This is a genomic window from Parabacteroides sp. AM58-2XD (assembly GCF_003463685.1).
GTDB classification, from domain to species: Bacteria; Bacteroidota; Bacteroidia; order Bacteroidales; family Tannerellaceae; genus Parabacteroides; species Parabacteroides segnis.
The window spans coordinates 1-20,832 of sequence record NZ_QSDP01000083.1; the positions used below are offsets into that span (position 1 = coordinate 1).

Here is a 20,832-nt window from a genome sequence, read left to right on the forward strand (position 1 = left end):
AAGAACCGGAAACAAGGTTTACTTTCGGCTGAACGCATCGCCCGGATGGATGCCGAAGGTTTTATCTGGACTATCGATGATGTCTGGATGGAAAACTATGAAAAACTACAACAATTCTTCTCTGAAAACAACCGCTGGCCAACCGCCCGTGAGAACAAACTCGGCAGTTGGTGCTTCGTTCAGCGGAGAGCCTTGAAAAAAGGCGAGCTCCCTCCTACCCGTAAAGATCTTCTGGATAAGATCGCATTCCCCTGGAGTCTGAAATAATCTGTTTAACAATTACACATATTCGTCAAAAAGCTCCTTACCTTAATCCTCTTTGATATTCTTTCGGCGATACTCCCGTATGCTTTTTAAAGAATTTCCCGAAAGTTGATTGATCCGGAAAATTCATTCCCTGTGCCATCATGTTCCCTGATAACGCGAGAAAGATAATTGGGGGTCACGCAAAGCTGTTGTGCATAATATCCCACATCCCGGTTTCAATTGCCCGGCTCTTGGGAGTCGTATTCCTACAGTCAACCCCATTATTTCCGAACGGATTTCGGACGAGAAGATAACAAGGTACCCTTAAAGAGTTAAGTACAAAAACAAATGGTTTCGATCTTTCCCGCATCGGTTTGGGAACGATGAGACTGGCAGCAGACCAACAGGCTGGTGTCGATACTATCCATGCGGCACTGGATGCCGGAGTGAACTTCCTGAATACCGCCGACTTCTACGGTCATGGCATTAGCGAAACGATCATCAAAGAAGCGTTGAAATCACGTAGACGGGAAGATGTATTTATCTCAGTGAAATTCGGAGGACTGATCTCCCCCGACGGTAAATTTTACGGATGAATCTTGACAAAAATGATTTATTCATATAAGTTATGATCAAAAAAGGATCTAGGCCTCCCTTCGCATGACCACAATCTCATCGAAGCGTTTTTGCGATGGAGTACCGGTGATCTTTTTTCTTTATCTTTGATAATTACTGTAAGGGAATTTTACCGACAACGACCATCTGTAATTTGGGTTATTATTCCCGTAATCTATCTACAAGGTTATATCCGTAATCAGATTATCTTTGTAAAAATAAAAAGATTAATATGGAACAACTGAATGTATTCGATTGCTCGAATGTACTTATAGCGAGTTATTTCACCGATGACCGGGGATGCGCCCACGAAAACCGGGAACATACACTCATTTATTTATGTTCCGGTGAACTGGAAATTGAAGAACGCGGACAAAAAACAGTTCTGCATCCGGGTGAATGCGCTTTTATGAGACGTGATAACCGGATGTGGTTACAAAAACATGCCAGTAAGGATAATCCTTATCGTTCTGTCGTATTGAAATTCACAAGGCCTTTTTTAAGAGAATTTTATCAGACACTCGACAAGAAAGATATTCCGATGGAGTCGAAACGCGAAAAAGTGAGCCTGCGCGTGTTGCCGAACAATCGTCCCGATATACGTAGTTTGTTCGAGTCGGTCATTCCTTATTTCGATTCAGGGGTAAAACCATCCGATGATGTACTGAAACTGAAGATGATCGAAGGGACTTACGTTCTGCTCAATACGGACAAAAACCTCTATGCTTCGCTGTTCGATTTCACCGATCCATGGAAAATAGACATTCTCGACTACTTGAACGAGAATTATATGTACGACCTTTCGATGGAAGAGATTGCCGGTTACACAGGGCGCAGCCTTGCGACTTTCAAACGCGATTTCGCCAAAATAAGTGATCTCACTCCGCAGAAATGGATCATCAAACGCCGCTTGGAGGCTGCACACAATTTAATAAGATCCGGCAAGAAAAAGGTTACGGAAGCCTGTTTCGATGTCGGTTTCAAAAACCTTTCACATTTCTCGAAAGTCTATAAAGAAGCATATGGTTATGCCCCTAGTATGATTTGAAGCGGATATATCCGAAACAAATTTCAAAATGAACTTCATAACAAAACAGTTTGAGCCTCGCAGCAAAGTCGCTACGGGGCTCTCTTTTTACCTTTGCATCAGAACTTTAATACAAAGAATCATGGAAACAATGAAAGAAAAAGTGGTAATGATTACCGGTGCTGCGGCAGGAATCGGACTTGCTTGTGCCGAAGCATTTGCAAAAGCGGGTGCAACAACGATTCTGGTCGATATCAATAAGCCGGAATCACAAGCCCGGAAACTGATGGATGAAGGTTTCAAGGCGGTCGCCTACGGTTGCGACGTGTCGGATACACAGGCTGTAAAAGAAATGGTCGATTGGATCGTCGCAACTTATGGGCATTTGGATGCTGCGTTGAACAATGCCGGTATCCAGACCCCGCAGCGACCGATGGCAGAGATTACCGATGAGGAGTTCGACCGCACAGTAGCCGTCGATCTGAAAGGCGTGTGGAACTGCATGCGTTACGAGATCATCCAGATGTTGAAACAAGGAGGCGGAGCTATCGTCAATACCTCGTCGCAGGGCGGTGTGACAGGTTTTCCGGGACAGGCTGCCTATATCGCTTGCAAGCATGCCGTTATCGGACTAACCCGAACGGCAGCCATCGACTATGCAGCCAAAGGTATCCGCATCAACGCCATTTGTCCGGGTGCTATCCGTACTCCGATGGCAGAAGAACTCATACCCCGTAATCCGGACCTGGAACAAGAACTGATACGCGATATTCCGGCCGGTCGTCTCGGCAAGCCCGAAGAGATAGCTAATGCCGTGTTGTGGCTTTGCAGTCCGCAGGCAAGTTTTGTAGACGGTCACGCTTTACTGGTGGACGGTGCATTTTCAATACATTAACTTATAAAACAAGAATCACAATGGGAAATAAGAATAAACAGGAAGATATCAGCCGCCGTGGTTTTCTGAAAGCGGCAGCAACTATAAGTGCGGCATTGACGATACAGCCAGCAATCAATAAGGTAAAGGCAACCAACGCTGCCCTTAACGGGAAAAGTACCTCTCCCGAAACCTCCCGAAAGATGCAGCATCGCACGCTCGGTAGCGGTCATGCCGCTATGGAAGTCTCCGCCCTCGGTTTCGGTGTAATGGGCATGACCTACAACCGGATACATCCCGACAAAAAGGGATGTATCCGGTTGTTGCATGAGGCTGTGGATCGCGGAGTTACACTCTTTGATACGGCCATCATCTACGGCCCGCTGACTAATGAACTGCTGGCAGGCGAAGCACTCTCCGGATTCAAGGACAGAGTCAATGTGACGACCAAATTCGGACACGAAGTAATCGATGGGAAAGGTACAGGCCGTCAGGACAGCCGCCCGGAAACAATTCGCCGCTACTGCGAAGAATCATTACGCCGCCTGCGCACCGATTCCATTCCACTTTTCTACCAGCACCGTTTTGACCGGAATGTGCCTATTGAAGATGTTGCAGGAACGATTTCCGATCTGATAAAAGAAGGTAAAATCCAGCGGTGGGGCCTATGCGAAGTAAGTGTGGAAACAATCCGCAAGGCACATGCCATCCAGCCGCTTACCGCCATCCAGAGCGAATACCACCTGATGCACCGTCTCGTCGAGGAAAACGGCGTGTTGGACGCATGTCGCGAACTGGGTATCGGCTTCGTGCCTTACAGTCCGTTGAACCGTGGTTTTCTGGGAGGTTGTATCAACGAATACACCACGTTCGACCCGAACAACGATAACCGTCAGACCTTGCCTCGCTTTCAGCCGGAAGCCATACGTGCCAATACACGCATAGTAAATGCACTGCAACAGTTCGGACGGACACGCGGTATGACCTCCTCGCAGGTCGCTCTCGGATGGTTGTTACAGAAGGCTCCGTGGATTGTGCCTATTCCGGGAACGACTAAACTCTCACATTTGGAAGAGAACTTGCAAACGATAGAATTCAGCGTTACACCCGAAGAATGGAAAGAGTTGGAGAACATGGTAGTAGCTATTCCCGTTATAGGAGACCGCTATAATGCCGAACAGCAGAGACAAGTGGGATTCTAAATTAAATTCACGATAAACCGCAAAAACCTTTTGAATACAGCATCTTTTCGCGAGTTCTTCATATATTTGCGGCATGACAAAGATTAATCGCTGTGAAGATTTGGAGAAGCTCGTTGCAAAGATGGGATTTTTACCCTTCTTTGCGAATGGCATTGAGGATTTTTCCATTGAAGAATTTACTCCGCAGGAATTATGGTTTTCCGATGAAGAAGAGGGACCGTGGGAATGGAAAGGCCCTGTTATCCGAAATTTCAATTGTGCTTATGGGAAACTCTTTCAGAAGAAAGCTGGGTTTGTCAGCATGGAATGGTTTCCGGAACTTGTAAACTACAGGCGTGCTATGTACAATCTGAAAGCGGAACCTTTACAAAGTATGGGTAACGTTATTTATAAGACAGTCACAGAGCATGAGTCTCTCCTATCCAAAGAGATAAAAGCGTTGTGCGGTTACAAGAAGCAGCCGGTCAAAAGAAGTGTCAACCCGTTCGACTCATGGGAAACAAGCGAAACACAGGCTTTACTTAAAAAGACAAAAACCAAAGGAGATGGATTTGAAACAGTCATAACCCGGCTGCAAATGGGAACATGGCTCGTTGTAGCTGATTTCGAATACCGATATGACAAGAAGGGAGAACCTTACGGATGGGGTATCGCCAGATATACAACGCCGGAAGTACTGTTCGGCAAAGAAAGAGTACAGGCAGCCGGCAACCGGTCACCGGAAGAGTCAAAGCAACGCTTGATAGATTACCTCACACAATTATTGCCGCAAGCAACACCGGAGCAAATTCTGAACATACTAAAGTAAAAGTGCACTACGTAGCGCACAATTGTGCCACAAGCGCTGCACAACTGTGCCAAGCGTATAAATGCGATTAAGATGATTTCCACAGTAAATTACCATGGAAATCGTTCTGCCCTTACTCTATATTACAGATATGCACGAAAGAACTGTTCGAGTTTGTCGAACGGAATGATATTCATTCGGTCGTACAAATCCGTATGGTTTGCATCGGGGATAATCAATAGTTCCTTGTTATCACCTTTCAACTTCTTGAACGCATCCTCGCTGAAATAACGTGAATGTGCCTTCTCTCCGTGAATCATCAATACCGCACTACGGATTGCATCGCTGTATGATAGTATCGGCATATTGATAAATGAGAGTGATGAAGTCTTGTTCCAGCCACCATTCGAGTTAAGCGAACGCTTATGGTAACCACGCTGAGTTTTATAATAACTGTGATAATCCTTCAGAAATTGGGGAGCGTCGGAAGGTAACGGGTCCACGACTCCTCCGGCAAGGGCATACGTACCGTTTCTGTAATCTTCCGTACGTTGTGCATTAAGCTGTTTGCGAAGTTCATAGCGTGCGTCGGCATCCATCGTATCGAAATAGCCGTTTGCATTTACACGGCTCATGTCGTACATCGTTGAAGTGACGGTCGCTTTGATACGTGTGTCGATAGCCGCAGCATTGAGCGCCATACCGCCCCATCCGCAGATACCGAGAATACCGATACGTTCCGCATCCACATCGTCGCGGGTGGAAAGATAGTCAACCGCCGCACTAAAATCCTCCGTATTGATATCCGGGGAAGCGACGTAACGGGGTTCACCACTACTCTCGCCGGTATAAGACGGATCGAAAGCAATGGTAAGGAATCCACGTTCCGCTAAAGTCTGCGCATATAGCCCCGATGACTGTTCTTTTACCGCCCCGAACGGGCCGCTCACAGCGATAGCCGGTAACTTACCTCCGGCATTTTTCGGAATATACAGATCGGCAGCAAGAGTAATGCCGTACCGGTTGTGGAAAGTCACTTTCGTGTGATTCACTTTATCACTCTGCGGGAACACCTTGTCCCACTCTTCTGTTAAATTCAAATTCTTTTCCATACTATCGTTATTTAAATGATTGTCTGCAGCAAATAGATTTTCCGTGATGCAAAGACATATTGCCATTGCCATACACCTGTTTTTCAGTGTTCTCTTCATTTTATTTATCATTTACGTTTACAAAGGCAAAGATAAAGGCTTATATCACACAGTCTTGTAGACAAATTACAGATATTATAACCTTAATTACTGAATGTAATGCACACTAAAATTACAGATCAGTAATAATGGTACTTTTATCAGTAATTTGTATCTTAACAGATAGTAAGATCGCACTTAAATTTGCAACAAAATAAATAGTAATACTAAAGTTGCAGCGATTATGGATTATAAAAAACTAACACGCAGGGAAGCACTTAAATATCTAGGTACAACGGTGCAGGTATGACACTTGCCTCCACCGGTGCACTTTCGATGTTTACTTCCTGTACGGAAAAAGGAAAAAAACGCATCGTATTCTATTTCACTGCTACGGGTAACAGCCTCTATGCGGCTAAGAAGTTTTCGGAAACTCCGTTAAGTATCCCACAGATACTGAAAGGGAAAAACCGTGTATTCGAAGCAGACGAGATAGGGATTGTCTTTCCCGACTATCGTGCCTTTGCACCTCTAATAGTGCAAAAGTTTATTCAGGAAGTGACCCTGAAAGCCTCCTATCTGTTCTCGGTCATTACTTTCGGGAACTACGATTGCAATGTGATAGAAAGCTGGAACCAGTTTGCCATTGAGCACGGTGTACATTTTAATTATATCACCACAATCAAGATGGTGGATAATTATCTTCCCGTGTTCGACATGGACGAACAGTTGAAAATGGATAAACAAGAAGAGAGCCAGTTGGAACAGGCCGTAGCCGATGTACTGGAAGAAAAGAATCATATCCCTTCCTTAACCGAAGAAGAACGCCAACAATGTTTACGGGTCCTGCAACGTGTACCGGAATTATTTCCTATCAGCAGTGAATTACTCCTTGAAGTGAATAAAAGTAGCTGCAACGGTTGTGGCATCTGCACCAAAGTATGCCCCCGGAAGAATTTCAGCCTGACCGACAAAGGGGTGGAACATACCGGCGATTGCGAATTCTGCCTGGCTTGCATACAGAATTGTCCGCAAAAAGCAATCGTACTGAAGAGAGGGGAAAGAAATAAGGAGGCCAGATACCGCCATCCCCGTATTTCCTTGAATGAAATAGTCCTTGCAAACAAACAATAATATAACTGAAAGAAATATGCTTAGAAAAATCAGAATTACACTTGCCATCCTTTCAATCATCGGAGTCAGCCTGTTGTTTCTCGACTTTACAGGAGCGATCCATGCGTGGCTCGGATGGTTGGCTAAAATACAGTTTCTGCCGGCATTGCTGGCGCTGAATATCGGGGTAGTGATTACATTAGTGCTACTGACGCTGATATTCGGCAGGATTTATTGTTCCGTCATTTGCCCGTTAGGAATCATGCAGGATGGGATATCGTGGCTGGGAAGTAAAAGGAAGAAGAATCGTTTCCGCTATTCGCCGGCGATGTCGTGGTTGCGTTACGGAGTATTGGCGCTGTTTGTTGTGGCATTAGTGGCCGGTGCAGGTTCGCTGGTTGCTTTGCTGGCACCATATAGTTCTTACGGACGCATTGTTTCCAATTTGTTTGCACCGTTATATCAATGGGGAAACAACCTGCTGGCCTATTTCGCTGAACGTGCCGACAGCTATGCTTTCTATTCGGTAGATGTATGGATGAAAAGCTTCTCGACATTCGCTATTGCTGCTATTACTTTCATCGCACTGATCATTTTGTCCTGGAAGAATGGACGTACCTACTGCAATACAATCTGCCCTGTTGGAACCATATTGGGATTTTTCGCCCGCTATTCCTGGTTGAAGCCGGTTATCGATACTGACAAATGCGTAAACTGTAACCTCTGTGAGCGCAACTGCAAAGCAGCTTGCATTAACATCAAAGAACATCAGATCGATTACAGCCGCTGCGTATCCTGTATGAACTGCATTGAAAAATGTCCTAAAGATGCTATCCATTATACACATCACTCGAAAAAACAAGCCCTTCCTACTGATAGTCGCCGCCGCTTCCTGACTATCGGCGCCACGTTTGCAACAGCCTCTGCCCTGAAAGCACAGGAAAAGAAAGTGGACGGCGGACTGGCTGTTATAGAAGACAAGAAAATCCCGAACCGCTCCACTCCTATTACACCTCCGGGTTCCCATAGCATACGAAACTTTACACAACATTGCACGGCTTGCCAACTCTGTGTTTCAGTCTGTCCCAACCAGGTACTACGTCCTTCAACCAGCCTAATGACATTGATGCAGCCTGAGATGTCGTACGAACGTGGGTATTGCCGTTTGGAATGTACCCGTTGTGCAGATGTCTGTCCGGCAGGTGCCATCCTCCCTATTACAAAAGCGGATAAATCAGCCATCCAGATCGGCCGTGCTGTCTGGATAAAAGAGAACTGTGTGCCTCTGACCGACGGTGTAGATTGCGGTAATTGCGCCCGCCACTGTCCGGCAGGAGCGATATTGATGGTCCCTTCCGATCCGGACATGTCAGATTCACCTAAAATTCCGGTAATCAATACGGAACGTTGTATCGGCTGTGGAGCTTGCGAGAATCTTTGTCCATCGCGTCCGTTCAGTGCCATTTATGTAGAAGGCCACGAAATGCACCGGATGGTATAATTCTGAATATTCTTATACATTATATAATAGAGCAATATGGAAAATAAAAATAAGAAAGATATAACCCGCCGCAACTTCTTCAAAATAGTCGGTACAGCCGGAGCCATAACTGCCGGACTGACTGCCTGCGGTGGAAGGAATAACAATACGGCTGGTGGTGAGATCCCGACAGACAAGATGACTTATCGCACAAACCCTAAAACAGGAGATAAAGTCTCCCTGCTGGGTTTCGGCATGATGCGCCTCCCGTCAGTCGACGGACGAAGTGCCCGTGAAGGCAACGAAGAGATAGACCAGGAAATGGTAAACCAACTGGTGGATTACGCCATTGCCCATGGCGTGAATTATTTCGACACGTCGCCAGCTTATTGCCGTGGAATGTCGGAACACGCAACGGGAATAGCCTTGAGCCGTCATCCGCGCGATACCTATTTTATTGCAACCAAACTGTCTAACTTTTCCCCTGCTTCCTGGCCGCTGGAAGCCTCCAAAGCCATGTATCATAATTCGATGAAGGAACTTCAGACGGATTATCTTGATTATCTTTTGCTGCATGGTATCGGCATGGGCAACGGCATGGAAGAATTTGAAGAACGTTACATGAAGAACGGGTTACTCGATTATCTCATGGAAGAACGTAAATCAGGACGCATCCGTAACCTCGGTTTCTCTTATCACGGAGATATAAAAGTATTCGATTACCTCCTTTCGCGTCACGATGAATATAAATGGGACTTTGTGCAGATCCAGCTGAATTATCTGGATTGGAAATATGCCAAAGAGATCAATCCGCGAAATACGGATGCCGAGTATTTGTATAATGAACTGACTAAGCGCAACATCCCTGCTATCATCATGGAGCCGCTATTAGGTGGAAGGCTCTCCAATGCACCGGGTAATATCGTAGCCCGTCTGAAACAGCGCAAACCCGAGTTGAGTGTTGCCTCCTGGGCATTCCGCTTCGCCGGAAGTTTCCCGAATGTATTGACTGTGTTGAGCGGCATGACACGCATGGAGCATTTACAGGATAATCTCCGGACCTACGCTCCCTTAGACGCACTGACCGAAGATGATTTCAGCTTCCTGCAGCAGACAGCTACCATGATGATGCAGTTCAATACCATTCCCTGCAACGATTGCAAATATTGTATGCCCTGTCCTTATGGCATCGATATTCCTGCTATTCTTTTGCATTACAACAAATGCCTGAACGAAGGAAATGTCATAGATAATACGCAGGACGAGAAGTATCGCGAAGCCCGTCGTGCCTATCTGATAGGTTACGACCGCAGTGTGCCTAAACTCCGCCAGGCCGACCATTGTATCGGTTGCAACCAATGCAGTATGCACTGCCCGCAACGAATTGACATTCCGAAGCAGATGCAACGGATAAATAGTTATGTGGAAGAGTTGAAAACCGAAACAATGACGAGGAAATAATGACACAGTACGATACGATTTTCGTAGGTTCACACTGTTGGTAGCATCAGCCTGCCAAAACAGTCTGTACATTGGACGGTATTGATATACCAGATAGTGCTAACGGGACGGAAACTATGCTTTGCAAAATCCGTCCTATAATTTTTTTGCCCTCTGAATTACAATGTACACAGAAGCAGTATATGTTTGTTTTATTTCATTAGACTTTCTTTTCTTAAAATATCTGTATACTATAAATATAGAAGATTTATATAGAAATTCAGACAAACATTTTCTTACATTTATCTGTTAAATTTGCGCCATTTAACAAATTAAGACATATATGATACAAGCAAGAACAAGATGGATACAGCTGATGATGATTATTGGTTGTACTACTACGATGTGGATGACATCCTGTAAAAAAGAGACGTCGAATGCACAGATGAAAGCGTCTTATGCAACAATGAAAGTTTCAACAGCCAATAGGGAGTTGACCGTTCCCTATTCAGCGTCTATTCGCGGTCGGCAAGATATAGATATTTATCCACAAGTATCAGGAACCATAGAACGACTCTGTGTGACAGAAGGGCAGGTTGTACGAAAAGGACAGTTACTCTTTGTAATAGACCAAGTTCCTTATAAGGCAGCCTTGAAAACAGCCCAGGCAAACGTAGAGGTTGCAAAAGCAGCTTTAGGTACTGCCGAACTGAATTACAACAGTACAAAAGAACTCTTTGCCAAAAAAGTTGTTTCTGAATTTAATCTGAAAACAAGCCAGAATAATTATCTGACAGCAAAAGCCCAACTGGCACAGGCTGAAGCGCAAGAGTTAAATGCCAGCAACAACCTTTCCTACACGGAGGTGAAAAGTCCGAGCGACGGAGTAGTCGGTATGTTACCATACCGTGTCGGAGCATTGGTTAGCGCCAACATTCCTCAACCGCTGACAACTGTTTCCGACAATTCAAACATGTATGTTTACTTTTCCATGACAGAAAATCAACTTCTGGCAATGAGTCGTCAATATAAAAGTATGGATGAAGCTTTGGCCAATATGCCAGAAGTCAGTTTAAAACTAAACGACCAGTCTATTTATGAGCCGAAAGGTAAAATAGAATCCATCAGTGGAGTGATTGACCGACAGACCGGTACGGTGGGTGTACGAGCAGTATTTCCAAACGAATCCCGCCTGCTTCATAGCGGAGCTTCCGGTAATGTACTCATTCCACAAACTTACAAAGACTGTATCGTTATTCCACAAGGAGCAACGGTTCGCCTGCAAGATAAAACCGTTGTCTACAAAGTAGTGGACGGCAAAGCAGTTTCCACATTAATTACCGTTGCCGAAATCAATGACGGTCGTGAATATATTGTACTTGACGGACTAAAAGTCGGTGAAGAAATTATATCCGAAGGAGCCGGATTGGTACGTGAAGGAACACAAGTTAAATAAAGAATCAAAGTATGAAAGGAAATATATTTATTAAACGGCCTGTTATGGCTATTTCCATCTCCATTCTTATTTTGGCGATCGGATTAATTTCGCTTTTTACTTTACCGGTCGAGCAATATCCCGATATTGCACCCCCTACGGTCCATGTATCGGCAAGCTATACCGGAGCTGATGCAGATGCAGTGATGAACAGTGTCATCATGCCACTGGAAGAAAGTATCAACGGTGTGGAAAATATGATGTACATGACTTCCACGGCTACCAATGCAGGTTCAGCAACTATCGAAGTATACTTCAAACAAGGGACAAATCCTGATATGGCTGCTGTTAATGTTCAAAATCGTGTAACAAAAGCACAAGGTTTATTACCGGCAGAAGTAACCCGTATCGGTGTCAGCACACAGAAACGACAAACCAGCTTCCTGCAAATCGACGCACTCGTTAGTTCTGACGGACGCTATGACAAAACATTTCTCGGAAATTACCTGGACATCAACGTCGTACCGCGTATCAAGCGTATCGAAGGTGTAGGTGACGTAATGGAGCTGGGCGATACATATAGTATGCGTATCTGGCTGAACCCCGAACGTATGGCTCAATATGGATTAATCCCGTCAGACGTGACTTCCGTATTGGGAGAACAAAATATCGAAGCACCTACCGGTTCATTAGGGGAAAATTCAAAAAATGTATTCCAATATACAATGAAATACCGCGGACGCCTGAAGAGTGTGGAAGAATTTCAGAATATCGTTGTCCGCGCTCAGGAAGATGGTTCCGTATTACGTCTGAAAGATGTGGCCAAGGTTGAATTAGGAACGTTAAGTTATGGTTTCGACAGCCAAATGGACGGTAAGCCGGCTGTAACATTCCTAATCTATCAGGTGGCAGGATCCAACGCTACGGAGGTAAATGAACGTATCGCCGCAGAACTAAAAGAAATGGAAAAAGAATTGCCTGCCGGCATGGAATTTATTACAATGATGAGTTCCAACGACTTCCTTTTTGCCTCTATTTATAATGTAGTAGAAACATTGATCGTTGCAATCATACTTGTAATCCTTGTGGTATATTTCTTCCTTCAGGACTTCAAGAGTACACTTATACCTTCTATCTCGATTATAGTTTCGCTTATCGGAACATTCGCCTGTCTGACAGCTGCCGGATTTACCATCAATATCTTAACCTTGTTCGCCTTAGTACTTGCTATCGGTACGGTGGTGGACGATGCTATCGTGGTAGTTGAAGCCGTACAAGCGAAATTCGATGCCGGTTACACCTCCTCTTACCAGGCGACAAAAGATGCGATGGGTGATGTAACAATGGCCGTTATCTCCTGTACCTGCGTGTTCATGGCAGTGTTTATCCCGGTAACATTCATGGGTGGAACTTCCGGTATTTTCTATACACAGTTCGGTATAACAATGGCTACGTCCGTAGGTCTTTCCATGATTTGTGCTTTGACGCTCTGTCCGGCACTTTGTGCCATGATGATGCGTCCCAGTGACGGAAACAAGAGCGCTAAAAGTATTAACGGACGAGTACGAGCTGCTTATAATGCTTCATTCAACGCTGTATTGGGCAAATACAAAAAAGGTGTTATGTTTTTTATCCATCACCGCTGGATGGTATGGGCTGGTATGATCGCCTCTATCATTTTATTGGGATGGCTAATCAGCAGTACAAAGACGGGGCTTGTTCCACAGGAAGACCAGGGAACCATCATGGCCAACGTCGCCATTGCTCCAGGTAGTACACTGGAAGAGACTGGTAAAGTGTTAGACAAAGTTGAAGATATCTTGAAAAACACACCAGAGATTGAACACTACTCCCGCGTAGCTGGTTACGGTTTCCTGGCAGGTCAAGGAACATCTTACGGTATGGCGATCATCCGTCTGAAAAATTGGAGTGAACGTAAAGGCAGCGAGCATGTTTCCGATGCCGTAGTGGCTCGCCTGAATGCACAATTTGCTCAAATCAAAGAAGCGCAGATATTCTGTTTTCAGCCGGGTATGATTCCAGGCTATGGTATGGGTAACTCTATCGAGCTGAATTTACAAGACCGTACAGGTGGAGAAATGAGTACGTTCTACAGCAATGCCATGCAGTATATCGGAGCCTTAAACCAACGTCCCGAAATAGCAATGGCTTATACGTCTTATGCCATGAACTTCCCGCAGATTGCAGTGGATGTAGATGCCGCCAAATGTAAACGTGCAGGAATTTCTCCTTCAACAGTACTCGATGTACTGGGTAGTTATTGCGGTGGTGCATACATTTCCAACTATAACCAATTCGGAAAAGTATACCGTGTAATGTCACAGGCTGCACCGGAATACCGCCTTGACGAACAAGCACTGAATAATATGTTCGTAAGAAACGGTACGGAAATGGCTCCTATCAGCCAGTTCGTAACTTTAAAACGCACACTCGGCCCTGAAGTTGCCAACCGTTTTAACCTCTTTAGTTGTATTACAGTCAATGTGAACCCGGCACCGGGATATTCCACTGGTGAAGTACAGCAAGCTATCGAAGAGATTGCCTCACAAATGTTACCTACAGGTTACGGTTACGAATACGGTGGTATGGCACGTGAAGAGGCTAGTAGCGGAGGTTCGCAAACGCTATTTATCTATGCTGTCTGCATCCTGCTCATCTACTTGATCTTGGCTTGTCTTTACGAAAGTTTCCTTGTTCCCTGGGCTGTTATTCTTTCCGTTCCGTTCGGTTTGATGGGTTCATTCCTGTTTGCCAAACTATTCGGATTGGAAAACAACATCTACCTGCAAACAGGTGTAATCATGTTGATTGGTCTTTTAGCCAAGACAGCGATTTTGATTACAGAGTTTGCTATCGAACGCCGCCGTCAAGGAATGGGTATCATCGAATCCGCATATTCGGCAGCCCAAGCTCGTCTGCGCCCGATTCTGATGACCGTACTTACAATGATTTTTGGTATGCTTCCGTTGATGTTCTCTAGCGGGGCTGGCGCCAATGGTAACAGCTCGTTGGGTACAGGAGTTGTCGGTGGTATGGCTATTGGAACATTGGCATTACTGTTCGTTGTGCCGGTATTCTACATCATTTTCGAATATCTGCAAGAAAAAATCCGTCCGCCAATGGAAGTGGAAACCGATATCCAAGTTGCGTTGGAAAAGCAAAAAAGCCAAACCGAACGTGACGGTTTAAACAATGAAAATAATTAAGATATGAAGAAAATAATTGTATTAACAACCGCAACTGCCTTACTTAGCAGTTGCGGCATATACACCAAATATCAACCGGCTACAACAACTCCGGATAATTTATATGGAGAGGAAGTTATCATCAATGATACGACAAACTTCGGTAACGTAAATTGGCGGGAACTTTTTACAGACCCACAATTACAAACACTTATCGAACAAGGGTTGCAAAACAATACCGACCTCTTATCCGCTCAATTACGGATTGAAGAAGCGGAAGCGGCATTAATGTCGGCTAAACTCGCATTTCTGCCTTCATTTGCCCTTGCTCCCCAAGGAACGATAAGCAGTTTCGATGGTGGCAAAGCGACTAAAACATACACATTGCCTGTCACAGCCAGCTGGGAACTGGATATTTTCGGACGTCTGCGTAATGCCAAACAACAAGCAAAAGCGTTATACGCCCAAAGTAAAGATTACCAGCAAGCCATACGTAGCCAACTGATTACCGGAATAGCAAACATATATTATACGCTATTGATGCTGGACGAACAATTAACGATCTCACAACAAACAGAAGAATCCTGGAAAGAGACAGTTGCTTCTACCCGTGCATTGATGGATGCTGGTTTGGCCAACGAAGCTGCCACATCTCAAATGGAAGCCGCCTACTACAATGTACAAACTTCCATACTCGATCTAAAAGAACAGATCAACCAGGTAGAAAATAGCCTTGCGTTATTGCTTGCTGAAACTCCACGCCGCTATGAACGTGGTAAATTGGCAGACCAACAATTTCCGGAAGACGTAGCAGTCGGAGTTCCTATACAGATGCTATCAAACCGGCCCGATGTCCGTTCCGCCGAGCGTTCACTGGAACAGGCATTTTACGTAACCAATCAGGCACGTTCCGCTTTCTATCCCTCAATAACATTGAGCGGTAGCGCGGGATGGACTAACAATGCCGGTTCGATGATTGTAAACCCGGGTAAGTTCCTTGCTTCGGCAGTAGGTTCACTCACACAACCATTGTTCAACAAAGGACAGATCATGGCTCAATATCGCATAGCCAAAGCACAGCAGGAGGAAGCAAGTCTGGCATTCCAACAAGCTCTTCTGAATGCAGGAAGTGAAGTCAACGATGCTTTGGTTGCCTGTCAGAGCAGTAAGGCAAAAACAGCTTTGTTTGAAAAACAAATTCTTTCTTTACAGAAAGCATTGGAAAGCACATCTTTATTGATGGAATACGGCACAACCACCTATCTGGAAGTACTGACAGCCCGTCAATCACTGTTAAGTGCACAATTATCACAAACCGCCAACCGATTTACCGAGATACAAAGCGTGATAAACCTCTATCGAGCTTTAGGTGGTGGCAGAGAATAAGACAACATTTGATAATTCATAAAACTTTAACCAAACCTTACTTTACAATCGGACCTGCTTCTAATAGAAAATTTTAGTTTCTAAAAAAGCAGGTCCTTTTTATATCCAGTAAAAATGATTTCGTTTCACTACAAACAACAAAAAAGCCCCGATTCTGTATGAACCAGAGCTTTTTTGTTGTTTGCTTTCTTTTGAAAGCGGTCCGGACGGGACTCGAACCCGCGACCCCATGCGTGACAGGCATGTATTCTAACCAACTGAACTACCGAACCAATGTTTTTGTATCGCATCTCTCTCGATTGCGGTGCAAAGGTAGATAATATTTTTAATTATACAACAGTTTCACACAAATATTTCACATTGGATTGATTATTTTTTTACTTTTGTCCTCCATATAAATATAACAGACATGAAGAATACTCCAGTAGATTATCAGACTGCCAGACGAATAATAGATGGCTACGGATTACCGGATTTCGGGAAAGCAACGATTCGTGAAGTTGTTGCCATATCCACACAATTGGAACAGGAAACAAATACCGAGTTCATACACATGGAAATGGGTGTTCCCGGATTAAAAGCGGCGCAGGTGGGTGTAGACGCAGAAGTAAAAGCATTACAAAACGGCATCGCTTCCATTTACCCGAACATCAACGGTACGCCGGAAGTAAAAGCAGAAGCCTCCAGATTCATCAAGGCATTCATTAATATAGATATCGCTCCGGAATGTTGTGTTCCGGTAACCGGCTCCATGCAGGGGACATTTGCCTCTTTCCTTACCAGCGGACAATGCACGGAAGGAAAAGACACCATCCTGTTCATCGACCCGGGATTCCCTGTTCAGAAACAACAAATCGTTGTGATGGGCTATAAATACGAATCATTCGACGTATACGAATACCGTGGAGAAAAACTGCGCGCCATTCTGGAAGAACATCTTTCCAAAGGCAATATCGCTGCTATGATCTACTCCAATCCTAACAATCCGGCCTGGTTCTGCCTGACAGACGACGAATTGAAGATCATCGGTGAAATGGCAAACAAATACGATACGATCGTGATCGAAGACCTCGCCTATTTCGCAATGGACTTCCGCAAAGAGCTTGGCAAACCGTTTGAAGCACCTTACCAGGCAAGCGTTGCCCATTATACAGATAATTACATTTTACAAATATCCGGCTCCAAAGCATTCAGCTATGCCGGACAGCGTATCGGTGTGACGGCTATCTCCAATAAACTTTACCATCGTGCCTATCCGGGACTGACCAAGCGTTATGGCGGTGGTACTTTCGGTACAGTATATATTCACCGCGTTTTATACGCCTTGTCATCAGGAACCAGTCACTCGGCACAGATTGCACTGGCTGCCATGTTCAAAGCTGCATCAGACGGACAGTTCGATTTTATCACTGAAGTGAAAGAATATGGACGCCGTGCAGAAAAACTAAAAAAGATCTTTACAAATTATGGCTTTACGATCGTTTACGACCATGACTTGGACGAGCCTATTGCCGACGGCTTCTACTTCACGATCGCCTATCCCGGAATGACCGGCGGACAGTTGATGGAAGAACTAATCTATTACGGTGTAAGTGCTATCTCATTAAGCACGACAGGAAGTAATCAAGAAGGACTTCGCGCCTGCACTTCGTTTATCAAACCGCATCAATATGATCTGCTTGAAGAGCGTTTAAAGCTATTCAAAGAAAATCATACCCTATAATTAACACAAACCCGGCATTTATTTTACACTTATTAACCCAAATGCCGGGTTTTTCGTTTGCTTCTTAACACCAAAAGCCATATATTGTCCCTGTCTAACAACAGTAAGCAATCTTCACTATGGCTACATATAATAACATATTCAAAATTACGCATAATAATCTCCTTCCTGCACAAGGAAGCATACTCATATCAGAACCTTTCCTGCAAGATGCTTACTTCCAGCGCTCTGTTGTTCTACTGGTAGAACACAATACGCAGGGATCGATGGGGTTTGTATTAAATAAAAAAACGGATCTGATTGTAAATACTTTTTTCCCGGAACTGGAAGAGTATCCGGAAATACCAATCTATCTGGGTGGCCCGGTAAGTGCCAACCGGTTGTTCTTTATCCATTCATTGGGAGATCTAATCGTACCCGACTCTGTAAAGATCAAAGACCGCCTGTATTTCGACGGTGATTTCGAAGCATTGAAACGTTATATACAAAATGGCCATTCAATTGAAGGGAAAGTAAAATTTTTCCTCGGTTATTCAGGATGGACGGAAGGACAGTTGGGAAACGAGATCAGTAAAAACTCATGGGTAGTCAGCCACGCAGCTAAAGAAAATGTATTACTTGCCGATGGAGAAAGTTTCTGGAAGAACTCACTCGAACAGTTAGGCAGCAACTACGAAGCATGGACTAAATATCCGAAAGATCCTTATCTGAATTAAATTATCAAACAATCTGTTTATTTACTTTTTGCATCATCAGTACATCAGAATATCCGCTTTCTGTGATGATCCAATCTGTCATGATACCTGTAACGGTAAATCCGCAGCGGGTAAAAAGAGCTTTGCTGGCCTCGTTATCGACGGGTATATGCACATATAACTGATGCAGTTTCAGAAAAGAGAACGCATAATCCATCAGTACATTCATTGCTTCGGTAGCCAACCCGTTTCCTTGATAAACAGGTTCCAGTAAAATACCGATACCGGCACGCCGATGATGCGGTTCGAAATCGTACAGGTCGACAGTACCAATAGCCGCCCCGGTTGAACGAAGCTCGATCATCAGACGCAACTGCTTCAGGTCGAAGATATCACGATGCGACTCACGAATATACTCTTTCAGTATATAACGCGAATAGGGAGACATTGTATTTCCAAGACTCCAAAGTTCCGGATTATTTTCCCAACGATACAAAAGTTCCAGATCTTCCGGCTCCAGGGCACGGAGACGGATCGTTTCATTTTCCAGTTGTGCCATATTATTTTCCCGGTGATATTAGTTGTCCGCTTTTTTTACAATAAATATGATAAGTAACTTTCTTGTCGACCAGCGTATCCATAAACAGAAGCATCTGTTCAAAACGGGCATCCGGATAACAAAAAGCATAATCCGTAAACTCCTTCATCTGATTACGGCGGCAGATAGCATCCATTACACGTTCCCCATCCAGATCCCAAAGATTTACATGTTCCAGTTCCGGCATCTGTTTTACACAGGCAGCCTTAATCGCTTCAAAATTTTCCTCAAGGCAAAGAATCAGTAAGCGTTTATGCTTGCTTTTCGACTTTGGCTTTACTCCCAACAAACGCGATAAAGCAGCCAATGAAGCACGCAATCCAATAGCCAGCTTGATAAAAAATCCCATCAGCCAGCCGGAATGAGGATAATATTTCTTGAAGAAGATCAACATGGCACCGTAAAATGCCTTTACATATTTCATATCGCCATGCTTGGTACTTTCTCCTTTATAATGAAGAATACGCTCGGGGATATAATAGTTTTTATAGCCACCCAACACCATCCGGTACGACAAGTCGATGTCCTCGCCATACATAAAGAAATCTTCATCCAGAAGTCCGGTCTTATCCAGCGCTTCATGGCGTAGTAACATAAATGCACCGGCCAGCACATCCACTTTATGTTGTTTCTCCTTATCCAGATACGCCAAGCTATATCTTGAAAACACACGGGATTTCGGAAACAACTTCGACAAACCGAATATCTTACAGAACGAAACCCAGGGAGAAGGAAAGCTCCGTTTACTTTCAGGCAGGAATACCCCATGCCCATCCAGCATCTTTACGCCTATTCCGCCTGCATTCGGATGTTCATCCATAAAAAAACACAAGGTTCGAAGGCTCTCCTCACCTATCACTGTATCCGGATTAAGCAATAACACATACTCTCCGTTAGATTGACGAATCGCCTGATTATTGGCCTTGGCAAATCCCGGATTATCCTTATTCTCTATAAATGTCACTTCCGGAAACCGGGGACGAAGATAATCGACAGAACCGTCCGTCGAATTATTGTCCACAACAAAAACCTCAGCATCGAGTCCGGCAACAGCAGCCTGAACCGAATAAAGACATTGTTCCAGGAAATACTTTACATTATAGTTTACGATGATAACGGAAATCTTGGTTTCGTACATAAGAATCAGATTATATTTTTATCGAGTCATTAAAACTGGTGCGGTTCACAATAGAACGTCCCAATGTTATTTCGTCCGCATACTCAATCTCATCACCAATGGAAACACCACGGGCAATGACGGTTATCTTCACATTATAAGAGGATAGCTTGCGATAGATAAAGAAATTGGTCGTGTCCCCTTCCATCGTAGTACTAAGTGCAAGGACAATTTCCTTTACTTCTTCGTTAGCGACCCGTTGCACCAGACTGTCTATCTGCAAATCGCCCGGGCCAATACCGTCCATCGGCGAAATAATACCGCCCAGCACATGATAAACACCACGGAACTGACCGGTATTTTCGATCGCCATAACCTCTTTGATATTTTCAACCACACAAACAGTCGAATGATCGCGCTGCGGATCGGCACAGATGGAACATATCTCGTCATCACAGATATTATGACATACCTGACAATACTTCACTTCTTTCCGCAATGCCAGTAAAGCGGATGCAAAGTTTTCAGTATAACCTTCGTCCCGACGAAGCATATATAAAGCCAGTCGCAAAGCCGTCTTCCTCCCCACCCCGGGAAGCGAAGCCAACTCATTCACTGCATTTTCCAATAAAACTGATGGATATTTTTGAGTCATTGATTACCTTTCTTTGCCACAAAGATAAATAATTTCAACCATA

At 44.5% G+C, this 20,832-nt stretch carries 18 protein-coding genes and 1 tRNA gene; 14 read left to right on the forward strand and 5 right to left on the reverse strand.

The features are described 5' to 3' along the window. The 6 genes from DXA15_RS17950 to DXA15_RS17975 all read left to right on the forward strand — a co-directional run. Positions 1 to 267, forward strand: a 267-nt coding sequence (locus DXA15_RS17950; RefSeq protein ID WP_199676359.1) for a helicase associated domain-containing protein, incomplete at its 5' end; no start/stop codon positions are given. A gap of 353 nt (positions 268 to 620) precedes the next feature. Then, positions 621 to 842, forward strand: coding sequence for an aldo/keto reductase (locus DXA15_RS17955; protein ID WP_255419979.1), 222 nt, complete (start codon positions 621 to 623; stop codon positions 840 to 842). A 251-nt stretch (positions 843 to 1,093) separates the two neighbouring features. Beyond that, a complete protein-coding gene (locus DXA15_RS17960) occupies positions 1,094 to 1,909 on the forward strand; it encodes a helix-turn-helix transcriptional regulator (RefSeq protein ID WP_128134926.1) in 816 nt (271 codons plus the stop codon). A 121-nt stretch (positions 1,910 to 2,030) separates the two neighbouring features. Then, positions 2,031 to 2,783, forward strand: coding sequence for an SDR family NAD(P)-dependent oxidoreductase (locus DXA15_RS17965; protein WP_128134927.1), 753 nt, complete (start codon positions 2,031 to 2,033; stop codon positions 2,781 to 2,783). A gap of 20 nt (positions 2,784 to 2,803) precedes the next feature. Further along, positions 2,804 to 3,964, forward strand: coding sequence for an aldo/keto reductase (locus DXA15_RS17970; RefSeq protein ID WP_128134928.1), 1,161 nt, complete (start codon positions 2,804 to 2,806; stop codon positions 3,962 to 3,964). A gap of 73 nt (positions 3,965 to 4,037) precedes the next feature. Continuing rightward, positions 4,038 to 4,772, forward strand: coding sequence for a hypothetical protein (locus DXA15_RS17975; RefSeq protein WP_128134929.1), 735 nt, complete (start codon positions 4,038 to 4,040; stop codon positions 4,770 to 4,772). Between the two features lie 122 nt (positions 4,773 to 4,894). On the opposite strand, the gene DXA15_RS17980 is transcribed toward DXA15_RS17975, so the two are convergent. Next, a complete protein-coding gene (locus DXA15_RS17980; RefSeq protein WP_128134930.1) occupies positions 4,895 to 5,962 on the reverse strand; it encodes an alpha/beta hydrolase in 1,068 nt (355 codons plus the stop codon). 285 nt (positions 5,963 to 6,247) lie between these two features. Here DXA15_RS17980 and DXA15_RS17985 point away from each other — a divergent pair, with 285 nt between their 5' ends. The 6 genes from DXA15_RS17985 to DXA15_RS18010 all read left to right on the forward strand — a co-directional run bounded on the left by DXA15_RS17985 (position 6,248) and on the right by DXA15_RS18010 (position 16,001). After that, complete coding sequence (locus tag DXA15_RS17985; protein WP_233567402.1) at positions 6,248 to 7,075, forward strand: EFR1 family ferrodoxin; 828 nt, start codon at positions 6,248 to 6,250, stop codon at positions 7,073 to 7,075. Between the two features lie 16 nt (positions 7,076 to 7,091). Then, positions 7,092 to 8,555, forward strand: coding sequence for a 4Fe-4S binding protein (locus DXA15_RS17990; protein ID WP_128134931.1), 1,464 nt, complete (start codon positions 7,092 to 7,094; stop codon positions 8,553 to 8,555). A 36-nt stretch (positions 8,556 to 8,591) separates the two neighbouring features. Then, the gene (locus DXA15_RS17995; protein WP_128134932.1) at positions 8,592 to 9,995 is read left to right on the forward strand and encodes an aldo/keto reductase; all 1,404 of its coding nucleotides are present in this window, start codon (positions 8,592 to 8,594) and stop codon (positions 9,993 to 9,995) included. Between the two features lie 322 nt (positions 9,996 to 10,317). Next, the gene (locus DXA15_RS18000; RefSeq protein ID WP_128134933.1) at positions 10,318 to 11,430 is read left to right on the forward strand and encodes an efflux RND transporter periplasmic adaptor subunit; all 1,113 of its coding nucleotides are present in this window, start codon (positions 10,318 to 10,320) and stop codon (positions 11,428 to 11,430) included. An 11-nt stretch (positions 11,431 to 11,441) separates the two neighbouring features. After that, positions 11,442 to 14,636, forward strand: coding sequence for an efflux RND transporter permease subunit (locus DXA15_RS18005; protein ID WP_128134934.1), 3,195 nt, complete (start codon positions 11,442 to 11,444; stop codon positions 14,634 to 14,636). Positions 14,637 to 14,639: 3 nt separating this feature from the next. After that, entirely contained in the window at positions 14,640 to 16,001 is a 1,362-nt protein-coding gene (locus DXA15_RS18010) for an efflux transporter outer membrane subunit (RefSeq protein ID WP_128134935.1), read from the forward strand. A 198-nt stretch (positions 16,002 to 16,199) separates the two neighbouring features. Here DXA15_RS18010 and DXA15_RS18015 read toward each other — a convergent pair. Next, positions 16,200 to 16,273: transfer RNA gene (locus DXA15_RS18015), tRNA-Asp, on the reverse strand. A gap of 137 nt (positions 16,274 to 16,410) precedes the next feature. Between DXA15_RS18015 and DXA15_RS18020 the strand changes: the two genes are divergently transcribed. Both DXA15_RS18020 and DXA15_RS18025 read left to right on the forward strand, forming a co-directional pair. Further along, entirely contained in the window at positions 16,411 to 17,724 is a 1,314-nt protein-coding gene (locus DXA15_RS18020) for a pyridoxal phosphate-dependent aminotransferase (RefSeq protein WP_128134936.1), read from the forward strand. A 119-nt stretch (positions 17,725 to 17,843) separates the two neighbouring features. Then, entirely contained in the window at positions 17,844 to 18,440 is a 597-nt protein-coding gene (locus DXA15_RS18025; protein WP_122328203.1) for a YqgE/AlgH family protein, read from the forward strand. Positions 18,441 to 18,444: 4 nt separating this feature from the next. Here the strand turns inward: DXA15_RS18025 and DXA15_RS18030 are convergent, their stop codons facing one another. The 3 genes from DXA15_RS18030 to recR are packed head-to-tail and all read right to left on the reverse strand — an operon-like array spanning position 18,445 to position 20,789. Continuing rightward, positions 18,445 to 18,978: a GNAT family N-acetyltransferase gene (locus DXA15_RS18030; RefSeq protein ID WP_128134937.1), complete on the reverse strand. Its 534-nt coding sequence runs from the start codon at positions 18,976 to 18,978 to the stop codon at positions 18,445 to 18,447. Position 18,979: 1 nt separating this feature from the next. Then, entirely contained in the window at positions 18,980 to 20,155 is a 1,176-nt protein-coding gene (locus tag DXA15_RS18035; RefSeq protein WP_128134938.1) for a glycosyltransferase family 2 protein, read from the reverse strand. Positions 20,156 to 20,165: 10 nt separating this feature from the next. Continuing rightward, positions 20,166 to 20,789: a recombination mediator RecR gene (gene recR / locus DXA15_RS18040; protein ID WP_128134939.1), complete on the reverse strand. Its 624-nt coding sequence runs from the start codon at positions 20,787 to 20,789 to the stop codon at positions 20,166 to 20,168. Positions 20,790 to 20,832 lie beyond the last annotated feature (43 nt).

What these genes read in the sequence shown, in the direction of transcription:
- DXA15_RS17970 (WP_128134928.1), top strand. Translation starts at nt 2,804, where the DNA reads ATGGGAAATAAGAATAAACAGGAAGATATCAGCCGCCGTGGTTTTCTG.
- DXA15_RS17995 (WP_128134932.1), top strand. Translation starts at nt 8,592, where the DNA reads ATGGAAAATAAAAATAAGAAAGATATAACCCGCCGCAACTTCTTCAAA.
- DXA15_RS18005 (WP_128134934.1), top strand. Translation starts at nt 11,442, where the DNA reads ATGAAAGGAAATATATTTATTAAACGGCCTGTTATGGCTATTTCCATC.
- DXA15_RS17985 (WP_233567402.1), top strand. Translation starts at nt 6,248, where the DNA reads ATGACACTTGCCTCCACCGGTGCACTTTCGATGTTTACTTCCTGTACG.
- DXA15_RS18000 (WP_128134933.1), top strand. Translation starts at nt 10,318, where the DNA reads ATGATACAAGCAAGAACAAGATGGATACAGCTGATGATGATTATTGGT.
- DXA15_RS17975 (WP_128134929.1), top strand. Translation starts at nt 4,038, where the DNA reads ATGACAAAGATTAATCGCTGTGAAGATTTGGAGAAGCTCGTTGCAAAG.
- DXA15_RS18035 (WP_128134938.1), bottom strand. Translation starts at nt 20,155, where the DNA reads ATGTACGAAACCAAGATTTCCGTTATCATCGTAAACTATAATGTAAAG.
- DXA15_RS17990 (WP_128134931.1), top strand. Translation starts at nt 7,092, where the DNA reads ATGCTTAGAAAAATCAGAATTACACTTGCCATCCTTTCAATCATCGGA.
- DXA15_RS17980 (WP_128134930.1), bottom strand. Translation starts at nt 5,962, where the DNA reads ATGAAGAGAACACTGAAAAACAGGTGTATGGCAATGGCAATATGTCTT.
- DXA15_RS18030 (WP_128134937.1), bottom strand. Translation starts at nt 18,978, where the DNA reads ATGGCACAACTGGAAAATGAAACGATCCGTCTCCGTGCCCTGGAGCCG.
- DXA15_RS17965 (WP_128134927.1), top strand. Translation starts at nt 2,031, where the DNA reads ATGGAAACAATGAAAGAAAAAGTGGTAATGATTACCGGTGCTGCGGCA.
- DXA15_RS18025 (WP_122328203.1), top strand. Translation starts at nt 17,844, where the DNA reads ATGGCTACATATAATAACATATTCAAAATTACGCATAATAATCTCCTT.
- recR (WP_128134939.1), bottom strand. Translation starts at nt 20,789, where the DNA reads ATGACTCAAAAATATCCATCAGTTTTATTGGAAAATGCAGTGAATGAG.
- DXA15_RS17960 (WP_128134926.1), top strand. Translation starts at nt 1,094, where the DNA reads ATGGAACAACTGAATGTATTCGATTGCTCGAATGTACTTATAGCGAGT.
- DXA15_RS18020 (WP_128134936.1), top strand. Translation starts at nt 16,411, where the DNA reads ATGAAGAATACTCCAGTAGATTATCAGACTGCCAGACGAATAATAGAT.
- DXA15_RS18010 (WP_128134935.1), top strand. Translation starts at nt 14,640, where the DNA reads ATGAAGAAAATAATTGTATTAACAACCGCAACTGCCTTACTTAGCAGT.